We start from the raw sequence: 19958 nt of genomic DNA, 5'->3' as shown, positions 1-19958 counted from the left end.
CGCTGGGGCAGACGCGCCGGGCGGGGCCGGCGGCGCGCCCAGCGCCCCCGGTCCCGCACCGCCTCACTGGGCCGCGTCCCCGTCCAGCTGGAATCCCGTCGCGGTCTGCCGCGGACGGTTCCCGGCGGCTCCGCCCGGCCCGGATTCCCCCGCCGAGACCGATCCGCCCGGCTCCGAACGCCCCGGACCCCGATCCGTCCTGGAGCCCGACCCCGGAACACGTCGCCCGGAGTGCAGACCGTCATCGAAGGAGAGGCGTATGACCGCCATCGACGCCCCAACCGGCCCACCCCGCACGCCTGCGCCGTCGGGCGCGACGGGCCTGTCCACTCCCGCCGAGCAGCTGCTGCTCGCCGCGCCGGCGGAGAACTTCCCGGTCTCGCCGATCGTCCTGCCCGCGGCGGTCCGCTCCCACTTCCATGCCATCTACGCCTACTGCCGGTTCGTCGACAACATCGGCGACGAGGCGGACGGGGACCGGCTCGCCCTGCTTGACCGGCTCAGCGACGACCTGGCGCTGATCTGGTCCGGCGGTGAGCCCGAGCTGCCGGTCCTGCGCCGCCTCGCCCCCACCGTGCGTGCCTGCGACCTGCCGGCCGAGCCGTTCGAGCGCCTCGTCGAGGCGAACCGGCAGGACCAGCGGGTCACCCGATACGCCACCTTCGAGGACCTCGTCCAGTACTGCACGCTGTCGGCGGACCCGGTGGGGCGGATGGTGCTCGGCGTGTTCGGCCTGGCCACCCCCGATCGGGTGGTGCTCTCCGACCGGATCTGCACCGCGCTGCAGCTCGTCGAGCACTGGCAGGACGTGGCCGAGGACCTCGCCGCCGGGCGGATCTACCTGCCGCTGGAGGACCTCGACGCGTTCGGGGTGACCGAGGCGGACCTGCGGGCGCGCTCGGCCGGTCCCGCGGTGCGGCACCTGATGGCCTTCCAGGTGGCGCGGGCCCGTACGGTGATGGACCAGGGCGCCCCACTGGTGTCGATGGTGCCGGGCCGGCTGCGGTTCGCGCTGGCCGGCTTCGTCGGCGGCGGCCGCGCCGCGCTCGACGCGATCCGCCGGGCCGGCTACGACGTTCTCGGCGGCCCGCCGAAGGCGCCGAAGCCGCGGCTGGCGGGCTTCGCGCTGGTCGCCCTGGCCCGCGCGTCGGGTCCCGCGGCGGCGGGCGCGGCGCGCACCGCGGCGGCGGTCGCGAGCGTCACCAGCACGGCCGGCGCCGCCGGCAGTGCGGCGAGATCCACCGGGTCCGCCGGCTCCACGGCGGGGGAGGGACGATGAGCATCTCAGCCGCGGGCGCGTCGCGCCGGCCGACCGTCGCCGAGGCGTACGCCTCCTGCGAGGCGCTGACCCGTGAGGCGGCGCGCAACTTCTCCTATGGCATCAGGCTGCTCCCGCCAGACAAGCGCGGCGCGCTGTCCGCCGTGTACGCGCTGTCACGCCGGCTTGATGACATCGGCGACGGCGACCTGCCCGACGAGGAGAAGCTCGCCGGGCTCGCCGGGGTGCGCGCCGAGGTGCACGGGCTGGGCGAGAACAGCTCCGACGACCCGGTCTACGTCGCGCTCGCCGACGCGGCCCGCCGCTTCCCGATCCCGCTGGAGGCGTTCATCGAGCTGGCCGACGGCGTCGAGAGCGACGTGCACGGCACCACCTACGAGACGTTCGACGACATGGTCGGCTACTGCCGGCTCGTCGCCGGCACCATCGGCCGGCTGTCCCTGGGCATCTTCGGCACCGAGGCGGCCGCGAACAACCGGTCCGCGCCGGCGATCGCCGACGCGCTCGGGGTCGCGCTGCAGCAGACCAACATCCTGCGCGACGTGCGCGAGGACCTCATCGGCGGGCGGATCTACCTGCCGGCGCAGGAACTGAAGGCCGCGGGCATCGAGCTGTCCGTCGACGCGTCGGGCCACCTCGGCGGGCCGCCGGTGGCGCTGCTGGGCTACCTGCGCTCCTCCGCGCAGCGCGCCGAGGACTGGTACGCCCGCGGGATGGTGCTGCTCGACCTGCTGGACCGTCGCAGCGCCGCCTGTTGCGGCGCGATGGCCGGGATCTATCTGCGGCTCAACCGCCGGATCAAGAACGACCCGAGCGCCGTGCTCGACCGGCGCCTGGCGCTGCCGGGCTGGCAGAAGGCGGTCGTCGCCGCCCGCAGCCTCGCGGGCCGACCGGAGACGAGCGCCGCATGAGCGTCCGGGAGGATCACCGGCGGCATCTCGTTGTCGTCGGCGGCGGCCTCGCCGGGATGGCCGCGGCACTGCTCGCCGCGGACAGCGGGGTACGGGTCACCCTGCTGGAGGCCCGTCCCCGCCTCGGCGGGCAGACGACGTCGTTCCGGCGCGGCGAGCTGTGGATCGACACCGGTCAGCACGTGTTCATGCGCTGCTGCACCGCCTACCGCGGCCTGCTCGCGCGCCTGGGCGTCGAGCACCTGACGACGCTGCAGCCCCGCCTCGACGTCCCGGTGCTGCTCGGCGACTCGCTGACCCGCACCCGGCTGCGCCGCACCAGCGTTCGGCTGCCCGCGCCACTGCACCTGGCCCCGGCGCTGCTCGGCTACCGGGCGCTGCCGCTGGCCGAGCGGCTGCGCGCCGGGCTCGCCGCGTTCCAGCTCGGCCGGCTCGACCAGCGCTCCGCGGCCGTGGACGGGCGCTCGTTCGGCAGCTGGCTCGCCGCGCACGGTCAGGGCCCGGCGGCGACGTCGGCCCTGTGGGAGCTGTTGACGGTCGCGACGCTGAACGCGCCGGCCGACGAGGCGTCGCTGGGCCTGGCCGCGAAGGTCGTGCGCACCGGCCTGCTGGAGGGCGCCGACGCCGGCGACCTCGGCTGGGCCGAGGTGCCGCTGTCCCGGCTGCACGGCGACGCGGCGGCCAGCGCCCTGGCCGCCGCCGGCGCCGACGTGCGGCTCGGTGCGAAGGTCCGCTCGATCACCGCCGCGGCCGGCGGCACCTGGCGCCTGGCCGTCACCGCCGGCGGCACCGGCCGTGGGGAGGCGGTCGCGGGCACCGACGAGTCCGGCGAGCTGCGCGCGGACGCGGTCGTGCTGGCGGTGCAGCCGCCCGCCGCGGCCGCGCTGCTGCCGGCGGATGCCACGACGGACCGGGCGGCGCTGGGCGAGCTCGGTGACTCGCCGATCATCAACGTGCACATGATCTACCCCCGGCAGGTGATCGAGGGGCCGTTCCTCGCCGTCGTCGACTCGCCGATCCAGTGGATCTTCGATCGGACGATCTCCTCCGGCCTCGCCGCCTCCGGCCCGCCCGGCGCCCAGTATCTCGCGCTGTCGCAGTCGGCGGCCGGGCCCTGGATCGACCGGCCGGCGAACGAGCTGCGGGCGATGTTCGTCGAGGAGATGGCCCGGCTGTTTCCGGCCGCCCGCGCCGCCGAGCCGATCGAGGTCTTCGTGACCCGGGAGCGCACGGCGACCTTCCGGCAGGCGCCCGGTTCGCTCGCGTTGCGCCCGGGAGCGTCGACCGGCCTGCCCCACTTCGCCCTGGCCGGGACGTGGACCGACACCGGGTGGCCCGCGACCATGGAATCGGCCGTGCGTAGCGGACTCGCTGCGGCCCGTGAGAGCCTGGCCGGCATGGGGGTTGTCGTCACCGGGTTGGCCCGGTCCGCCGGCGGGCATCCGGCGAGCGGCGCGGCCCGGCTGTTGCCATCGGAAGTGTCGGATCTTCCGGATCCACGGGGGGAGAACGCGGCGGCCACCGGGTCGACGGTGGCCGCTGGGCCGGTGCCCACCGGCCAGCAAGGCCACTCATCCATTGGGGGATTCCCGGTATGACCATGACGGTTCCGGATGCGATCGAGCGGGGGCGGACCCTCACCGTGCCGGCGCTACGCGCCGTGGTGGACCGCCTGCACCCGCGTCTTCGCCACGTCGTCGCCTACCACCGCGGCTGGGTGGACGCCGCCGGCGAGCCGCTGACCGGTGGCGGCGGCAAGCTCGTGCGCCCGGCGCTCGCGCTGCTGTCCGCCGAGGCGGCCGGCGCGCCGGCGGAGGTCGGCCTGCCCGCGGCCGTCGCCGTCGAGCTGGTCCACGACTTCTCGCTGCTGCACGACGACCTGATGGACGGCGACACCGAGCGCCGCCACCGGGCCACCGCCTGGACGGTCTTCGGTGCCGACGGCGCGATCCTGGCCGGCGACGCCCTGCTCGGGCTCGCCGTCCAGATCCTGCTCGAGGTGCCCGGCGAGCCGGCTCGGCGCGCCGCGCTGTCGCTGAGCGCCGGCGTGCAGGAACTGGTCCGCGGCCAGGCCGAGGACCTGATGTTCGAGCGCCGCTCCGACGTCACCGTGGCCGACACGCTGCACATGGAGGACGGCAAGACCGGCGCGCTGCTGGCCTGCTCGGCGTCGCTGGGCGCCATGCTCGCCGGCGCCGACGACGAACTGGTGAACGCGCTGGCCGAGTATGGCTCGCGCCTGGGCACCGCCTTCCAGCTCATCGACGACCTGCTCGGTATCTGGGGCGACCCGTCGGTGACCGGCAAGCCGGTGCTGTCGGACCTGCGCTCGCGCAAGAAGTCGGTACCGGTCGTCGTCGCCCTCGAGGCCGGCGGCGCCGCGGCCGACGAGCTGCGCGCCTTCCTCACCACCACCGGCGAGGCCAGCGAAGCGGAACTCGCCCACATCGCCGAGCTCATCGAGCGGGCCGGCGGCCGCGACTGGACGACCGCCGAGGCGGACCGCCAGCTCAAGGCGTGTGAGAACGTCCTGCGCTCGCAGTCGATGCCGGAGCGGGCCGAGGCCGAGCTGCTCGCGCTGGCCCGTTTCGTGACCGAGCGCGATCGCTGAAGGAGGCCGCAGGTGTGCACAGGCGCTCATGCCGCCTGGACCACCCGCCGCCCCGTCCCAGGTCGGGGTGCCGCCGGGTGGTGGGGCGGCGACCAGCCTGGTGACCGTTCGCCTGACCATCGCACGTACGACGAGGGGAGTCGTCGATGAGCCTGACCTCGGACCCGTCTCCGGCTGCTCCGGCGGCCGAGCAGAGCGTGAAGCGGCCCACCATCCCGGTGCCCGCCACCGCCGATGCCTACGGGATCTCCCGGTCCTCACCGCCGCTGCCCACCGCATCGGCGCCGCGCGAGAGCACGGCGACCGACGGCGCCGCGCCGGCCCCCGCGGCCGGCTCCGGCCCGATCAGCGCTGACACCGCCGCGGCGCGGGCCCGGGACCACCTGCTCGCCCTGCAGGACGACGAGGGCTGGTGGAAGGGTGACCTCGAGACCAACGTCACGATGGACGCCGAGGATCTGTTCATGAAGCAGTTCCTCGGCATCCGCGAGGCCGAGGAGACCGAGCAGACCGCCCGGTGGGTCCGCTCCCAGCAGCTCGACGACGGCGGCTGGGCCACTTTCTACGGCGGACCGGCCGATCTGTCCACCACCATCGAGGCCTACATCGCGCTGCGCCTGGCCGGCGACGCCGTCGACGCGCCGCACATGGCGCGGGCGGCCGAGCTGGTGCGGGCGAAGGGCGGGGTGGCCGCCTCCCGGGTGTTCACCCGGATCTGGCTGGCCGCCCTCGGCCAGTGGTCGTGGGACGACGTGCCGGTGATCCCGCCGGAACTGATCTTCCTGCCGTCGTGGGTGCCGCTGAACGTCTACGACTTCGCCTGCTGGGCGCGGCAGACGGTCGTGGCGCTGACGATCGTCGGCTCGCTGCGCCCGTCACACGACCTCGGCTTCGACATCGACGAGCTCAAGGTCGCGGCGCCCGCCCGCAAGCTGGCGCCGCTGCGCAGCTGGGAGGGCGTCTTCCAGCGGCTCGACCGGGCGCTGCACCGCTATGAGCGCCGGCCGATCGGGCTGCTGCGCACCCTGGCGCTGCGCCGGGCCACCGAGTGGGTCGTCGCCCGCCAGGAGGCCGACGGGTGCTGGGGCGGCATCCAGCCGCCGTGGGTCTACTCCGTCATGGCGCTGCACCTGATGGGCTACCCGCTCAACCACCCGGTGATCGCCACCGCGTTCCGTGGGATGGAGCGGTTCGTGATCCGCCGCGACACGCCGGAAGGCCCGATCCGGCAGATCGAGGCCTGTCAGTCGCCGGTCTGGGACACCGCGCTCGCGGTGGTGGCCCTGGCCGACGCGGGCGTGCCCGCGGACCACCCGGCGATGGTGAAGGCCGGCCGCTGGCTCGTCGACGAGGAGGTCCGGGTCGCCGGCGACTGGGCGGTCCGCCGCCCCGAGCTCGCCCCCGGCGGCTGGGCGTTCGAGTTCGACAACGACTTCTACCCCGACGTCGACGACACCGCCGAGGTCGTGCTGGCGCTGCGCCGCCTGCTCGGCGCCGAGCACGTCGTCCCGCCGGCGCTGCGCGGCGCGTACGAGCACGCCGCCGCGGGGCGGCCCACCGTCGAGGACGCCGACCCGGCGCTGGCCGCCGCGATGCGCGCGGCGGCGGCCCGCGGGGTCGACTGGAGCGTCGGGATGCGCTCGTCGAACGGTGCCTGGGGCGCCTTCGACGCGGACAACGTCCGGATGCTCGCCACGAAGATCCCGTTCTGCGACTTCGGCGAGGTCGTGGACCCGCCGTCGGCGGACGTCACGGCGCACCTCGTCGAGATGCTCGCCGACCTCGGCCGCTCCGATCACCCGATCACCCAGCGGGCCGTCCAGTGGCTGCTGGACAACCAGGAGCCGGGCGGATCGTGGTTCGGGCGCTGGGGCGTGAACCACGTCTACGGCACCGGGGCGGTCGTGCCGGCGCTGATCGCCGCCGGCGTGCCGACCGACCACCCGGCGATCACCGCCGCGGTGCGCTGGCTGGTCGAGCACCAGGCACCCGAGGGTGGCTGGGGCGAGGACCTGCGCTCCTACACCGATCCGGCCTGGATCGGCCGGGGCGCGCTCACCGCCTCCCAGACGGCGTGGGCGCTGCTCGCGCTGCTGGCCGTCGACCCGAACAGCCTGGCGGTGAGGCGCGGCGTGCGGTGGCTGTGCGAGACCCAGCGGCCCGACGGCACCTGGGACGAGCCCTACTTCACCGGCACCGGCTTCCCGTGGGACTTCTCGCTGAACTACAACCTGTACCGGCTGGTCTTCCCACTGACGGCACTCGGTCGGTACGTGAGCCTCACCGGGGTGTCCACGTCATGAACACGTCCGCATCCCCGGGCGGCGACCGGGCCGCCCCCGGCGCCGCCGCGGGTGACGGCGCCACTCGCTCCTCGGGTGGCACTGGCGCCACCGGCGAGGCGGCGGTGATCCCCACGCAGGATCCGCTGTCGCCGTCGGTGCCCTCGTCGGCCGTCCACCGGCGCTCGGCCGTCCACGCCGCTGTCGGCGTGGCCGGTCGGCGCGGCACCGCGTCCACCGCGACCCTCACCGGCCCGGCGGGAGGCACGCCCGCCGCCACGGTGACCGTCACCCCGCCCGCGCCAGCCGTCTCACCCCGGCCCGCGGTCACGCCCGCGGCCGCCGGGTCGGCGCGGCGGCGCGCCCGGCTCGTGGTCGCCACGGCGCTGCGGTTCGAGGCCATGGCCGCCGGACGGTCCGGCCTGCCCACCGACACGATCATGATTCGGACCGGGATGGGCCCGGAACGGGCCGAGCGGGCGGCCCGGGTCGTCCGCGAGGCACGGCCCGACGCGGTCGCCATCGTGGGCCTCTCCGGTGGCCTCGCCGCCGGGATCAGGCCGGGTGACGTGGTCGTCGCCAGCGAGATCCGCGGCGTCGACGGCCGGGTCGTCGGCCGGTGCGCCTCCGCCCCGCTGCTCGCCGGTGACCTGCGCCGGCTCGGCCTGACCGTGCACGTCGGCCCGATCGTCACCGTCGCGAAGATCGCCACCGGCGACGAGCGGACCCGGCTGGCCGCCACCGGCGCCATCGCCGTGGACATGGAGAGCGGGCCCATCGCCCAGGGGGCCGGTGACGTTCCCTTCGCCGCCGTACGGGTGATCGTCGACACCGCCGACGAGCCGCTCGGCCGGGTCGACATGCTCCGCCGGGGCGTCGTCGGCCTGCGCACCCTGCGCCGCCTCGGCCCGCCGATCGGCGCCTGGGCGGCGGCGGTCGGCCGTCGCACGGTGCTGCTCGCCGAGCCGCGGGCGTTCTGCGCCGGCGTCGAGCGCGCGATCGAGGTCGTCGAGCGGGCGCTGGAGGTGCACGGGGCGCCCGTCTACGTCCGCAAGCAGATCGTGCACAACTCGCACGTCGTCGCCGACCTGGCCGCACGCGGCGCCGTCTTCGTCGAGGAGCTCGACGAGGTGCCGGCCGGCGCCACCGTGGTGTTCTCCGCGCACGGCGTCGCCCCCGCGGTCTGGGACCAGGCCGGCACCCGCGAGCTGTCCGTCATCGACGCGACCTGTCCGCTGGTCGAGAAGGTGCACGCCGAGGCCCGCCGCTTCACCACCCGCGGCGACACGGTGTTCCTCATCGGCCACGCCGGTCACGAGGAGGTCGACGGCACCCTCGGCGAGGCTCCCGGCCGCATCCGGCTGGTGCAGTCCGCCGCCGAGGTCGACTCCCTCGAGGTCGACGACCCCGAGCGGGTCACCTACCTCATGCAGACGACCTTGGCCCTGGACGAGGCCGCCGAGGTCGTCGACGCGCTGCGGGACCGCTTCCCGGCCATCGTCGGCCCGGGCTCCGCGGACATCTGCTACGCGACATCCAACCGGCAGAACGCGGTGCGCAAGGTCGCGGCCGCGGCGCAGCTCGTCCTCGTCGTCGGCTCGGCGAACAGCGCCAACTCGGTCCGCCTGGTGCAGGTCAGCCAGCGCGACGGAGCGGCCTCCCACCTGGTCGAGAACGTCGGCGACGTGCGGCTGGCCTGGCTGGACGGCGTGGAGACGGTCGGCATCTCGGCCGGTGCCTCCGCGCCGCCGTCGCTCGTCGAGGAGCTCACCGAGGCGCTGTCCGGTCTCGGGCGCACCGAGGTTTCCGTACGCTCCGTCGGCCGCGAGACGGTCGCCTTCCACCTGCCCAAGGAACTGCGCCGAGCGGCGGCGACTCCCTCCTCGCCGGCCTGACCACATCCCCACCTGATCACATCCTCGCCTGACCGCCTCCCCGGCCCGCCCGCCTGCCGCCGGTCCCGGCTGGGACCCGCCTGGTGGCGAGGTCGCGACCCATGCCGAGGTCCGGGCCCGCTCGCGTGCGCGCGGGACGTGCCCGGCCCTCGGCCTCGCCGGCGCTCGAGTCGCGCAGGGCGCGAGCCCATGTCACTCTCGGTAATGGCGAGGCCGGGTGGTGGGGTGGTCCACCTCCGACGAGGCGTCGAAGGTCGGGGGCGCGGCGCCGCGACCCGCTATCGCGGCGCCGACCGGTCCCGCGACCATGCCCCTGACCTGGTCCTATCTTGCCCACGTCAACGTTGCGCGCACGAAGCGTCGGTCTTGCGACGTGGCTGTGCGGCAGTTCATCACACGATCCACATGCAGGCTGTACGTACAGGCTGTATGGTCAGTGCAGCGATCATCGGTCCTTCACCGGCGACCTGAGAGAGGGGAGCTACGCCGTGGCGGTTGAGTGGCGGTACCAGCTCCGTATCGGTACCTACCTGGCGAAGCAGAAGCTGCTGCGTCGCAAGCACTTCCCGCTCGTGCTGGAGCTCGAGCCACTGTTTGCCTGCAACCTGTCCTGCACGGGCTGCGGCAAGATCCAGCACCCGGCGTCCGTCCTGAAGCAGCGGATGAGCGTCGACGACGCGCTCGCCGCCGTCAAGGAGTGCGGTGCGCCGGTCGTGGCGATCGCGGGCGGTGAGCCGCTCATGCACCCGCAGATCCACGAGATCGTCAACGAGCTGGTCAAGCGCAAGAAGTTCGTGATCCTGTGCACGAACGGGCTGCTGCTGCAGAAGAAGCTCAAGAACTTCACCCCGTCGCCCTACTTCACCTTCGTCCTGCACATCGACGGGCTGCGCGAGCGGCACGACGCGGTGGTGGAGAAGGAGGGCACGTTCGACGAGTGCGTCCGGGCGTTCCACGCGGCCAAGGCCGCCGGGTTCCGCGTCGGGACGAACTCCACGTTCTTCAACAACGACAGCCCGCAGGATGTCATCGACATCCTGACGTTCCTCAACGACGACCTCAAGGTCGACCAGATCCAGCTCTCGCCCGGCTACGCGTACGAGAAGGCTCCCGACCAGGAGCACTTCCTCGCCGTGCAGGAGACCCGCGAGATGTTCGCCAAGGTCTTCGCGGACGGCCGGCGCAAGCGGTTCCGGCTCAACCACTCGCCGATCTTCCTCGACTTCCTGGAGGGGAAGAAGGAGCTCGACTGCACCGCCTGGGGCATTCCGAGCTACTCGCTGTTCGGCTGGCAGAAGCCCTGCTACCTGATGAGCGACGGCTACGTCTCCTCCTACAAGGAGCTCGTCGAGACCACCGACTGGGACTCCTACGGCCGCGGCAAGGACCCGCGCTGCGCGAACTGCATGGCGCACTGCGGGTACGAGACGTCGGCCGTGCTGGCCACGATGGGCTCGCTCAAGGAGTCCATTCGCGCCTCCCGCCAGGCCTGACGGGCCGCTGTACCACCTCGTCGACGCCGCCCCGGCCGGATCTCTCCGGCCGGGGCGGCGTTCGGCGTTTCGGCCAGGACGACGTCAGCAGACGCGCGGCGGGCTGCCGTCGGCGCTGACGGAGGACTGGTCGGAGAGGTCGTCGCTGCCAAGGCTGAGGCCGCGCACCAGGCGGTCGAGCACGATGCCGACCTCGACGCGGGCGGTGTCCGGATCGGCGGCGCCGGCGGTGTAGATGCTCGCCTCCGACAGCAGGGCGGCCACCAGGCGGGTCAGCGGGGCGACCGGCACGGGGGCGATGCTCTTCTCGGTCATCGCCCGCTCCAGCCACTCGGACAGCAGCCGGTACCCGTGCCGCTCGACCAGCTCGTCCCACGCCTCGCCGCCGAGGACGGCGGGGCCGTCGATCAGCACGATGCGCTGGAAGTCGCTGTCCGCGGTGGAGATGTCGAGCAGCGACTGGAAACCGGAGCGCAGCTGCGTCCAGGCATCGCTGGGCAGCTCGGCGTCGCGGGCGAGCTCGCCGGCGACGAGCTTCTCGGCGACCTCGGTGGCGACCTGCTCCATGACGGTCCGGAACAGCTGGGCCTTGTCGCGGAAGTGGTGGTACAGGGCGCCGCGGGTCACCTGGGCGTCAGCGACGATCTCCTCGGTGCCGGTCGCGGCGAATCCCTGCTCGGCGAACCGGCGGCGGGCTGCCGAGACGAGGGCCTGACGGGTGTCAGCCGTCTGCTCGGAACGACGGCTACGTGTCACCCCTCGATTATGGTGCAGCGGCGGCCCTGCGCGGCGGCTGCGGGAACCAGGGACCGGTCGGGGTGAGCCGGAGGTCACCCGACTGCGGGCCACCCGCCCGAGGTCAGAATGGCACGACGGTGCTAGCCGCGTCCCCGGTTCCGCCGCTTCGAGGTCGCCACCAGGGGCAACACCAAAAGTTCTTTACGCTTAATTACCCCGCACGGCGGACCTGCGCCCACTTCCCGTGGCAGCATCACTCTCTGTGACTGTGATCCAGTGGATAGCCCTCGCCTCGCTGCTCGCCTGGCTGTACCTGGCCGTCGGTCATGGCTTCTTCTGGCGGACCGACCAGCGCCTGCCGGCCCGCCGGGCCCCCAGCGTCTGGCCCAGCGTCGCGATCATCATTCCCGCCCGGGACGAGGCGGACGTGCTGCCCGTGACCCTGCCGACGCTGCTCACCCAGGACTACCCCGGTCCCGCGCGGCTCATCCTCGTCGACGACGGCTCCACAGACGGCACGACCGAGGTGGCGCGGGCGCTCGCGGACGAGGCGGCGAAGCGCGGCGGGTCGAACGTGACGGCCGCCGTCACCGCGTCGACGGAGCCGCCCCCCGGCTGGACCGGCAAGCTGTGGGCGCTGCGCCGGGGCGTCGACTGTGCAGGCGACGCCGAGTTCCTGCTGCTCACCGACGCCGACATCGCCCACGACCCGGGCTCGCTGACCAGCCTCGTCGCCTCCGCCTGCACACAGGACCTGGACATGGTCTCCCAGATGGCGGTGCTGCGCGCCGAGACCGTCTGGGAGCGCCTCATCGTCCCGGCGTTCGTCTACTTCTTCGCGATGCTCTATCCGTTCCGCTGGTCGAACCGGCCGAACTCGCGGGTGGCGGCCGCCGCCGGCGGCTGCTCCCTCGTGCGGCGGGAGGCCCTGCTCGCGGCCGGCGGGCTCGCGGAGGTCCGCGGCGCGGTCATCGACGACGTGGCCATCGCCCGGATCATCAAGCGCTCCGGCGGTCGGACCTGGCTCGGACTCGCCGAGCAGGTGCACAGCCGCCGCCCCTACCCGCGGCTGGCCGACCTGTGGAAGATGGTGTCCCGCAGCGCGTACGCCCAGCTGCGCCACTCGCCGCTGCTGCTGCTCGGCACGGTGCTGGGGATGACGCTCGTCTTCGTCGTCCCCGTCGCCGCGACCATCGCGGGCCTCGCCGCCGGCGACGCGACGGTCGCGATCGTCGGCGCCGTCGCCTGGCTGATCATGACGCTGTCCTACCTGCCGATGATCCGCTACTACCGACAGCCCCTGGCCGGCGCCCTGCTCCTGCCCGCCGTCGCCGCCCTCTACTGCGGGATGACGGTCGACTCCGCGCGCCTGAAACGGGCCGGCCGCGGCGCCGCCTGGAAGGGGCGCACCTACGCCGACCACGGCGCGCCGACCGCGACGGCGGCCCGGCCCGCGACCATCGTGGAACCGCCGCGCGATCCCTGGAACGACGGCGTGTCCCGCCCGGTGGCCACGGCCGTGCCCGAGCCGAGCGGTCCTCTCGACGAGGCCGAAGCCGGGCACGCCTGAGGCTGGTCGGTCCGGGCCGGCGGTCGGCTACGCCCGCCGCCAGACGGGGTCCGCCGGCCCCGCGAGCAGCCGTCGCCGCAGGCTGACGGCGTCGTCCGCGATCGCCGAGACCAGATAGCCCGGTCCGGCCAGGGGCAGCAGCGCGGCGCCGTCGGCGACGCCGGCGTCCACCGCGGGTCCAGCCTGTTCGGGCCCGGCGACCAGCAGGGAGCCGACGGCGCGGGCCGCGCCGAGATGGGCTGGCCCGCGCATGCCCGGCACGTCCGGGCCGAGCACGAGGTCCTGGCGCAGCAGCGGCGCCGGCGTCGCGGCGGGCCCGGCGCCGGACACGTCGACGCGCAGGGTTCCGTGGAACGATCCCGGGGCCTCGCCGAAGCGGCCCAGCAGGATCTCCTCCCGCAGCAGCAGCCGTGCGGTGGCCCCGAGCCGGACGTCGATCGTCGACGCGTGGTCGGCGCCGGCGGCGACGACGGTCGGCTCCGGCGCGAACTCCAGCGCGCCGCCGTCGGCGACCTCGGCGGACACGGCGAACCGCGACGGCCCCGGCCCCCATCCCGGCAGCGCCACCATGGCGGCCACCGAGCGCACCAGCAGCCGCACCCCGCCGCCGACCGCGATGTCGAGCCGCAGGTCATCGCCCGCCAGCGGGCCCGCCGCGGCACCCACCAGGTGCACCGTCGCGGCCGCCTGATCCGTCGCCGTCGCCCGCTGCGTGGCGGTCAGGCGCAGGACGATCGGAACCTCCGAGCGCAGGTCGCTCACCCGTGGCAACCCCTGCGGCCCGAGGTCGACCTGGATCGCCGCCCTGGCGCGGATCGCCGTGCGACCCGTGCGGTGCGCCGCCGGGGACAGGGACGTCACCGCGGCGCCGCCGCCGGGTCCTCGGCAGCGGCCGGCCCACGCAGGCCGTCGAGGGCGAGCGCGAGCACCCGATCGATCGCGAGCGGCCCGGGCGCGCCGCAGGAGGACTGCTCGAACGCCCACGCGATGCCGGTGACCAGCGTGAACACCTCAAGGACGCCAAGGTCGCGGCGCAGTGCGCCCACCCCCTGGGCGGCGGTGACCAGCGACGCGCCGGCGCCGCGCATCGACGTGCACGCCGCGTGCAGGTCGCTGTCAGCGTCCCGCAGGGTGCGCGCGAGCGCGGCGGTGAGCCCGCGATAGGTGCTGGCGAAGTCGAGGAACTCCCGCAGCCAGATGATCAGCGCCTCCTCGGGCGCGGCCATGGCCGACAACTGTTGGGCCCGCCTGGTGAGCAGGTCGAACCGGTCGTGCAGCACGGCCTCGAGCAGCGCCTCGCGGGAGGGGAAGTGGCGGTAGAACGTGCCGATGCCCACCCCGGCCTGGCGGGCGATCCCCTCCAGTGAGGTGTCGATGCCGTGCTCGGCGAAGGCCTGGCGAGCCTGGGCGAGGAGACGGTCGCGGTTGGCTCGCGCGTCCGAACGTCTGGGCCGGGTGCCGGTGGGACCGCTCACCGCCACTCCCTCCGCCGCCGCATCACTGTCTCCGCCGCATCACGGTCGGCCGTCACTTCCCTTGCGGTGACGAGGGGAGGGTACCTCCTCGGCGCTCACCGCCCGCACGACCTTTGCGGAGTGTGCCTCCGATAAGGTGACTTCGATCCAGCGGAGGCATCCTCCGCTTGGCGGCGAGCGTCGAAGGGCGGCACGGATGATGGTGGAACGAGTCCGCGAGCGACTGGGCAGGTTCGGTGTCTGGATTCCGCCCTACGTGCTCGGCGTCACCTCGGTCGAGGTCCAGCGGCGGGAGCTCGTCCGAATCGAGCGGCTCGGGTACGGCTCGATCTGGACCGGGGAGACGCCCGTCGCCTCCTCGATGCGCAGCCGGGAGGCGTTCGCGCAGCTGGGGCTGATGCTCGCCGCGACCGAGCGGATCGTGGTCGGCGCGGGGATCGCCAACATCGGCAACCGGGCCGCGACCGCGATGCACACCGGTGCCGCGACGCTCGCCGAGGCCTATCCGGGCCGGTTCGTGCTCGGGCTCGGCGGTCACTCCGGCGAGCGCCCGCTGGGCATGCTGCGCGAGTACCTCGACGCGATGGCGCGGCCGGCCGACACCGCGAACCAGCTGGCGGACTACCCGCTGGTGCTGGCCGCCCTCGGGCCTCGGGCCCACGAGCTCGCGCGCGAGCGCGCGCACGGGGTCCATCCGTTCCTGCAGCCCGTGGCGCACACGGCGGCCGCGCGGGCGGCGGTAGGGCCGGGCTCGCTGGTCATCCCGCATCAGTCCGTGGTCCTCGAGACCGATCCGGACACCGCGAGGAGCCGGCTGCGGGCCATCTTCGACGCCGGCGTGGGGGCCGCACACTCCCCGTACGCCCGGCACTACCTGCGCCTCGGGTACAGCGAGGCGGATGTGCTCGGCCGCCGCAGCGACCGGCTCATCGACGACCTGCTCGCCTGGGGCGACGAGGCGGCCGTCGCGGCCCGGCTGACCGCGCAGCTCGACGCCGGCGCCGACCACGTCCTCGTGCATCCGTTCGCGGCGGATCTCCCCGCGGCCGTCGACCAGCTCGAACGGCTGGCTCCGCTGCTGGTGGGCGCTGCCTACTAGGAGGTGAACATGCGCGGGCTGGCGAGGCGGTGGCGCTCGGCGAGGTGCTCGAGCCGGATGCCGGTGTGGGCCGGCAGGTCGCGGGGCGGGAGACCGGCGGCCCGCTCGCCCGCCCGCGCGACGCCCGCCACGTCCCCCGCGAGCCGGGCGGTGACGGCGGTGACGGCGATGGGGTCCAGACCCAGCAGGCGGGTCGCGGCCGTCGAGGGGCCGGTGACCGTGAGGTGCGCGGCGGTGAGGGCGGCGTCCGCGGGGGCCAGCCCGGCGCCGGCGCAGACCATGCCCAGCGCGATCGGGTGATGCGGGGCGCGTGGGCCCGGCGGGACCGGCCAGGCGGCGCGGCCGGTGCGCAGCAGGGTGCGCCCCTGGGCTCGGCTGGCCGCCCGCGCGGCGGGGGACGGGGTGCGCGCGTCCAGTTCCGCGTCCAACTCGGCGATGCCGGGATCCGCGCCCGTGTCGCCGGCCAACGCGAGGCAGGTCGCCGCGGCGAAGGCGGCGGCGACCACGCCCGCGGTGTGCAGCCGGCCGAGCAGGAATCGTTCCAGGTCAGACACGTCCGCGAGGCTGCCCTCCACGACCGCCGCCTCCACCCCGCCCGAATGGGCGTGCCCCCCGGTCGGCATTCGGCCGTCCGCCAGCACCAGCAGCGTCGCCCGCCGCGCCGCGGACTCCGCCGCGGCGCCCAGCCCCGGTCGGTCGGGCGACAGTTCGGTCATGTCCGGCACCTCCTGTGCGAGAGTTCAGCCCCGGGCGGGCCGGACGGCCGCGTGGGACGGGGATGGGGGACGAGGACCGATGCATCGACGAGGTGCCCGCCGGCTGCGCCTGGCCGGCCTGCTGCTGGCGCCGGCCGTGCTGGTGCCGGCACTTGCCTCCTGTGGGAACGACCGACCGCCGAAACCCCGCTGCGCGGCGGGCTATCAGGCCAGGTGGGACAGCCACGACCACGAGTGGGACTGCGAGCGGTCCAGCTCGGGGTCGAGCCACGGCACCGGTCACCGCACGCGCGGCCGCACCCGACACTAGCGGGCGTCGGCGGGCGCCATGGCAACGAGGGCGAAACTCCTCGCCCGTACCGTGTGATGTTCCGAAAGGCCTGGTCGCAAGCGTGCCCGGGCCGTCGAGAGCGCAGCGAGGGAAGGGGACGGCGCGTGGGAGATCCGAGGTCTGGCCAGGGCGAGACCGGTGCGGTGGGCGGCGGCCCACGGCCGGGCGGCGGCGGTCACGCCGAGCCGGCACGCGGCGTGCCGTCCATGCCCGAGGTCGCGGGCCTCGGGGTCTTCGACATCGATCCGGACGGGCCCGATCCGCTGGCCGTGCCGGGCCTGGCCGACTTCTACCGCGAGCATGGCTTCGTCCTGCTCCGCGGCCTGCTCGCGCCGTCGCTGATCGACCGGATCGAGGACGAGTGTGTCCGGGCGCAGCAGGGCGTCCTCGCCGGATCCGTCTCGCGGCGTCATGGCTCGACCCAGTACCTCGACGCGCGCCACCTGGACCGCCCTGACCAGGGGCAGGCCCAGCCGAACGGGAACGGGGCGTCCGCCGAACGGGCGGTGTCGGTCCTGGCGCGGGCGGGCTCCGACGCGCGGCCGTACGTGAACTACGTCGAGCACGTGGAGGAGCTCTCCCCGGCGGTGCGGGCGTCGGCGACGCATCCGCTGCTGGTAGAACTGCTGCGCCGGCTGCTCGGCGGACAGGTGTGGATGCTCGAGGGCGCCGGTTCCGGGGTGGTGTTCCAGGACGCCCGTCCCGGCCAGGAGTCCGGCTACACCCGCATCGGCTGGCACTCCGACTGGCAGGCGATGCCGAGCCTCGACGTCTGGCCCGGGGCCGCGTTCACCATCCACATCGACGAGACCAGCCCCGCCAACGGGTTCCTGCGGGTGGTCCCCGGCTCGCACCGCTGGGCCACGCCGGCGCCCTACCTCAACATCAACAACGTCGAGGTGCCGGCGGACGCCCGCCCGGCCGGGGGATACACCGACGCCGAGCCCCCCGCGCCGATGCCGCTGGGCTTCGAGAGGGTCCCCGGGGAGATCGCCCTCTACGCCAACCGCGGCGACCTGCTGCTGCATGACGCCTACCTGTGGCACTCGGCCGCCCGCGCGACGCAGGACGACGCCACCCGCCGGCACGTCCGCGCCGGCTACTACGCCGGCGACCGCGCCAGCTACCGCCAGCAGTTCATCAAGAACGCCGCCCGCTAGAACAGGAAGTACCGCTGGGCCATCGGCAGCTCGCTGGCCGGGTCGGCCTCGATCGCCTCCCCGTCGACGTAGACGGTGAACGTGTCGGGGTCGACGCGGATGTCCGGGGTGGCGGTGTTCTCCGGCAGGTCGGCCTTGCCGCGCCGGCGCACGTCCTCGACCGCGACGACGGGCGTCGCGAGGCCGAGCCGCTCGGGCAGGCCGTCCTCGATCGCGGCCGGCGCCACGAACGTCAGCGACGTCGCCGCCGCCGGTCCGCGGGCGGCCCCCCACATCGGGCGGGGCAGCACCGGCTGCGGGGTGGGGATGGAGGCGTTCGCGTCGCCCATCGCCGCCCAGGCGATGAACCCGCCCTTGAGCACCAGCGACGGGCGCACCCCGAAGAACGCCGGATCGTAGAGCACCAGATCCGCCAGCTTGCCGGGCTCCACCGAGCCGATCTGCGCGTCCAGCCCGTGCGCCACCGCCGGGCAGATCGTGTACTTGGCGACGTAGCGCCGAGCCCTGGCGTTGTCCGCTCCGCCGCTGGCGCCACCGTCTCCGGGCAGCGCGCCGCGGCGGCGCTTCATCACGTGCGCCGTCTGCCAGGTGCGTAGCACGACCTCGCCGATGCGGCCCATCGCCTGCGAGTCCGAGCCGATCATGGAGATGGCGCCGAGGTCGTGCAGGACGTCCTCGGCGGCGATCGTCGACGGCCGGATCCGGCTCTCGGCGAAGGCCAGGTCCTCGGGCACGCTCGGGTTGAGATGGTGGCAGACCATCAGCATGTCGAGGTGCTCGTCGAGGGTGTTGACGGTGTGCGGGCGGGTCGGGTTCGTCGACGACGGCAGCACGTTGCCGGCCGCCGCGACCGTGATGATGTCCGGTGCGTGGCCGCCGCCGGCACCCTCGGTGTGGTATGCGTGGATCGCCCGGCCGGCGATCGCGGCGAGGGTGTCCTCGACGAAACCGGCCTCGTTCAACGTGTCCGAGTGCAGCGCGACCTGCACACCCGACGCGTCCGCCACTCGCAGACAGGCGTCGATCGCCGCCGGGGTGGTGCCCCAGTCCTCGTGCAGTTTGAAGCCGGCGGCACCGGCGCGCAGCTGCTCCCACATCGCCGCCTCGTGGACCGTGTTGCCCTTGCCGAGCAGGACGATGTTGACCGGATAGTCGTCCATCGCGGTGAGCATCCGGGCCAGGTTCCACGGGCCGGGTGTGACGGTCGTCGCCTTGGTGCCCTCGGCCGGCCCGGTGCCGCCGCCGATCAGCGTGGTGATCCCGGCGCCGAGCGCCTCCGGCACCTGCTGCGGACAGATCAGGTGCACGTGGCAGTCCACCGCCCCGGCAGTGAGGATCTTCCCGTTGCCGGCGATGATCTCGGTGCCGGGGCCGATGACCAGGTCCGGGTGGACGCCGTCCATCGTGTCCGGGTTGCCGGCCTTGCCGAGCGCGACGATCCGCCCGTCGCGCACCCCCACGTCCGCCTTGACGACGCCCCAGTGGTCGAGCACGACGGCACCGGTGATGACCAGGTCGGGCGCGCCCTCGGCCCGGGTGGCCCGCGCCTGCCCCATCGACTCGCGGATCACCTTGCCGCCGCCGAAGACCGCCTCGTCGCCGGTGCCGGCGAGTTCCGGCCCCCGGCTGCGGTCCTCGGTGACCTCGATGAACAGGTCGGTGTCGGCGAGCCGGATGCGGTCCCCGACCGTCGGGCCGTACAGCGCGGCGTAACGCGAGCGATCGAGGCTGGTCACGATCCCTCTCCCAGGAAGCCTGGCAGGGCGGCGGTGGCGGTGCGGCTGTCCAGCGCGCCGGCCCACTCGGCCCGCAGGCCGGGGACGACGCGGGCGCCGGCCAGCGGGACGAGGGCGACCTCGCGCTCCACGCCCGGCTCGAAGCGGACGGCCGTGCCGGCGGGCACCGCGAGCCGGTGGCCCCAGGCGGCGTCCCGGTCGAAGTCGAGCGCGGGGTTGGCCGCGGCGAAGTGGTAGTGCGAGCCGACCTGGACCGGCCGGTCGCCGGTGTTGCGCACGACCAGGGTCCGGGCGGGCCGGGCGACGTTGATCTCGATGGACCCCTCGCCGGGCAGGATCTCGCCGGGGATCACGGGATCGGCCGGTGGACGGTCACCAGCTTGGTGCCGTCGGGGAAGGTGGCCTCGACCTGGACCTCGGCGAGCATCTCCGGCACCCCGTCCATGACGTCCTCACGGGTCAGCACGGTGCGGCCCGCGTGCATCAGCTCAGCGACGGTGCGGCCGTCGCGGGCCCCCTCCAGCAGGAACGAGGTGAGGATCGCCGTCGCCTCGGGATGGTTCAGCCGAAGCCCGCGGGCGCGTCGTTCCCGGGCGAGTCCGGCCGCGACATGGATGAGCAGCCGTTCCTGTTCATGAGGGCTGAGCAGCACGAGCGCGAAG

The 19958-nt window shown here is 74.3% G+C and carries 18 protein-coding genes; 11 read left to right on the top strand and 7 right to left on the bottom strand.

Annotation, left to right across the window (positions count from 1 at the left end; translation table 11 throughout):
* Positions 1–259: 259 nt before the first annotated feature.
* The 7 genes from hpnC (at position 260) to hpnH (ending at position 10471) form a co-directional block, all read left to right on the top strand.
* A complete protein-coding gene (gene hpnC, locus C1A33_RS05645; protein ID WP_101830455.1) occupies positions 260–1279 on the top strand; it encodes a squalene synthase HpnC in 1020 nt (339 codons plus the stop codon).
* Positions 1276–2190 carry a presqualene diphosphate synthase HpnD gene (hpnD, locus tag C1A33_RS05640; RefSeq protein ID WP_101830454.1) on the top strand — a complete coding sequence of 305 codons (915 nt, stop codon included), beginning with the start codon at positions 1276–1278 and terminating at the stop codon, positions 2188–2190. Before hpnC ends, hpnD begins: the two co-directional genes overlap by 4 nt.
* Positions 2187–3788: a hydroxysqualene dehydroxylase HpnE gene (hpnE, locus tag C1A33_RS05635; RefSeq protein WP_101830453.1), complete on the top strand. Its 1602-nt coding sequence runs from the start codon at positions 2187–2189 to the stop codon at positions 3786–3788. The genes hpnD and hpnE overlap by 4 nt, the downstream gene beginning before the upstream one ends.
* Positions 3785–4801 (top strand): polyprenyl synthetase family protein, encoded by a 1017-nt coding sequence (locus C1A33_RS05630; protein WP_101830452.1) that lies wholly within the window; start codon positions 3785–3787, stop codon positions 4799–4801. The genes hpnE and C1A33_RS05630 overlap by 4 nt, the downstream gene beginning before the upstream one ends.
* A 146-nt stretch (positions 4802–4947) precedes the next feature.
* Complete coding sequence (locus tag C1A33_RS05625; protein ID WP_101830451.1) at positions 4948–7104, top strand: terpene cyclase/mutase family protein; 2157 nt, start codon at positions 4948–4950, stop codon at positions 7102–7104.
* Positions 7101–8978 carry a 4-hydroxy-3-methylbut-2-enyl diphosphate reductase gene (ispH, locus tag C1A33_RS05620; RefSeq protein ID WP_101830450.1) on the top strand — a complete coding sequence of 626 codons (1878 nt, stop codon included), beginning with the start codon at positions 7101–7103 and terminating at the stop codon, positions 8976–8978. The genes C1A33_RS05625 and ispH overlap by 4 nt, the downstream gene beginning before the upstream one ends.
* Before the next feature lie 488 nt (positions 8979–9466).
* A complete protein-coding gene (gene hpnH, locus C1A33_RS05615; RefSeq protein ID WP_101830449.1) occupies positions 9467–10471 on the top strand; it encodes an adenosyl-hopene transferase HpnH in 1005 nt (334 codons plus the stop codon).
* Positions 10472–10555: 84 nt separating this feature from the next.
* Here hpnH and C1A33_RS05610 read toward each other — a convergent pair whose 3' ends face one another.
* On the bottom strand, positions 10556–11227 hold the full coding sequence (locus C1A33_RS05610) for a TetR/AcrR family transcriptional regulator (RefSeq protein WP_101830448.1): 672 nt from the start codon (positions 11225–11227) through the stop codon (positions 10556–10558).
* 244 nt (positions 11228–11471) lie between these two features.
* Here C1A33_RS05610 and C1A33_RS05605 point away from each other — a divergent pair, with 244 nt between their 5' ends.
* Entirely contained in the window at positions 11472–12779 is a 1308-nt protein-coding gene (locus tag C1A33_RS05605) for a glycosyltransferase (RefSeq protein ID WP_243407226.1), read from the top strand.
* 27 nt (positions 12780–12806) lie between these two features.
* On the opposite strand, the gene C1A33_RS05600 is transcribed toward C1A33_RS05605, so the two are convergent.
* Entirely contained in the window at positions 12807–13640 is an 834-nt protein-coding gene (locus tag C1A33_RS05600) for an urease accessory protein UreD (protein ID WP_101830447.1), read from the bottom strand.
* On the bottom strand, positions 13637–14254 hold the full coding sequence (locus C1A33_RS05595; RefSeq protein WP_101830481.1) for a TetR/AcrR family transcriptional regulator: 618 nt from the start codon (positions 14252–14254) through the stop codon (positions 13637–13639). Before C1A33_RS05595 ends, C1A33_RS05600 begins: the two co-directional genes overlap by 4 nt.
* Before the next feature lie 196 nt (positions 14255–14450).
* Between C1A33_RS05595 and C1A33_RS05590 the strand changes: the two genes are divergently transcribed.
* The gene (locus C1A33_RS05590) at positions 14451–15353 is read left to right on the top strand and encodes a TIGR03620 family F420-dependent LLM class oxidoreductase (RefSeq protein ID WP_101830446.1); all 903 of its coding nucleotides are present in this window, start codon (positions 14451–14453) and stop codon (positions 15351–15353) included.
* On the opposite strand, the gene C1A33_RS05585 is transcribed toward C1A33_RS05590, so the two are convergent.
* Entirely contained in the window at positions 15350–16069 is a 720-nt protein-coding gene (locus C1A33_RS05585; protein WP_243407225.1) for an urease accessory protein UreF, read from the bottom strand. The two genes, C1A33_RS05590 and C1A33_RS05585, sit on opposite strands and share 4 nt — an antisense overlap.
* Positions 16070–16148: 79 nt before the next feature.
* On the opposite strand from C1A33_RS05585, the gene C1A33_RS05580 reads away from it, so the two are divergent.
* Positions 16149–16379, top strand: a complete 231-nt coding sequence (locus C1A33_RS05580; protein ID WP_101830445.1) for a hypothetical protein — start codon at positions 16149–16151, stop codon at positions 16377–16379.
* A 227-nt stretch (positions 16380–16606) separates the two neighbouring features.
* Positions 16607–17560: a phytanoyl-CoA dioxygenase family protein gene (locus C1A33_RS05575; RefSeq protein ID WP_101830479.1), complete on the top strand. Its 954-nt coding sequence runs from the start codon at positions 16607–16609 to the stop codon at positions 17558–17560.
* On the opposite strand, the gene C1A33_RS05570 is transcribed toward C1A33_RS05575, so the two are convergent.
* Genes C1A33_RS05570 through C1A33_RS05560 form a run of 3 tightly spaced genes read right to left on the bottom strand, consistent with a single transcriptional unit; the run spans position 17557 to position 19948 of the window.
* Complete coding sequence (locus C1A33_RS05570) at positions 17557–19296, bottom strand: urease subunit alpha (RefSeq protein WP_101830444.1); 1740 nt, start codon at positions 19294–19296, stop codon at positions 17557–17559. The two genes, C1A33_RS05575 and C1A33_RS05570, sit on opposite strands and share 4 nt — an antisense overlap.
* Complete coding sequence (locus C1A33_RS05565) at positions 19293–19649, bottom strand: urease subunit beta (RefSeq protein ID WP_101830443.1); 357 nt, start codon at positions 19647–19649, stop codon at positions 19293–19295. The genes C1A33_RS05570 and C1A33_RS05565 overlap by 4 nt, the downstream gene beginning before the upstream one ends.
* Positions 19646–19948 carry an urease subunit gamma gene (locus tag C1A33_RS05560; RefSeq protein ID WP_101830442.1) on the bottom strand — a complete coding sequence of 101 codons (303 nt, stop codon included), beginning with the start codon at positions 19946–19948 and terminating at the stop codon, positions 19646–19648. The genes C1A33_RS05565 and C1A33_RS05560 overlap by 4 nt, the downstream gene beginning before the upstream one ends.
* Between the last annotated feature and the right edge of the window lie 10 nt (positions 19949–19958).

Origin of the sequence: Frankia canadensis (genome assembly GCF_900197875.1) — a bacterium.
In the GTDB taxonomy this organism is placed as follows: Bacteria; Actinomycetota; Actinomycetes; order Frankiales; family Frankiaceae; genus Frankia; species Frankia canadensis.
This window is presented reverse-complemented; position numbering and strand designations above follow the sequence as displayed.

Excerpts from the sequence above, each read along its gene's own strand:
- hpnD (WP_101830454.1), top strand. The coding sequence starts at position 1,276 with ATGAGCATCTCAGCCGCGGGCGCGTCGCGCCGGCCGACCGTCGCCGAG.
- C1A33_RS05580 (WP_101830445.1), top strand. The coding sequence starts at position 16,149 with ATGCATCGACGAGGTGCCCGCCGGCTGCGCCTGGCCGGCCTGCTGCTG.
- C1A33_RS05585 (WP_243407225.1), bottom strand. The coding sequence starts at position 16,069 with ATGACCGAACTGTCGCCCGACCGACCGGGGCTGGGCGCCGCGGCGGAG.
- C1A33_RS05575 (WP_101830479.1), top strand. The coding sequence starts at position 16,607 with ATGCCCGAGGTCGCGGGCCTCGGGGTCTTCGACATCGATCCGGACGGG.
- C1A33_RS05625 (WP_101830451.1), top strand. The coding sequence starts at position 4,948 with ATGAGCCTGACCTCGGACCCGTCTCCGGCTGCTCCGGCGGCCGAGCAG.
- hpnE (WP_101830453.1), top strand. The coding sequence starts at position 2,187 with ATGAGCGTCCGGGAGGATCACCGGCGGCATCTCGTTGTCGTCGGCGGC.
- hpnC (WP_101830455.1), top strand. The coding sequence starts at position 260 with ATGACCGCCATCGACGCCCCAACCGGCCCACCCCGCACGCCTGCGCCG.
- C1A33_RS05630 (WP_101830452.1), top strand. The coding sequence starts at position 3,785 with ATGACCATGACGGTTCCGGATGCGATCGAGCGGGGGCGGACCCTCACC.
- C1A33_RS05590 (WP_101830446.1), top strand. The coding sequence starts at position 14,451 with ATGATGGTGGAACGAGTCCGCGAGCGACTGGGCAGGTTCGGTGTCTGG.
- ispH (WP_101830450.1), top strand. The coding sequence starts at position 7,101 with ATGAACACGTCCGCATCCCCGGGCGGCGACCGGGCCGCCCCCGGCGCC.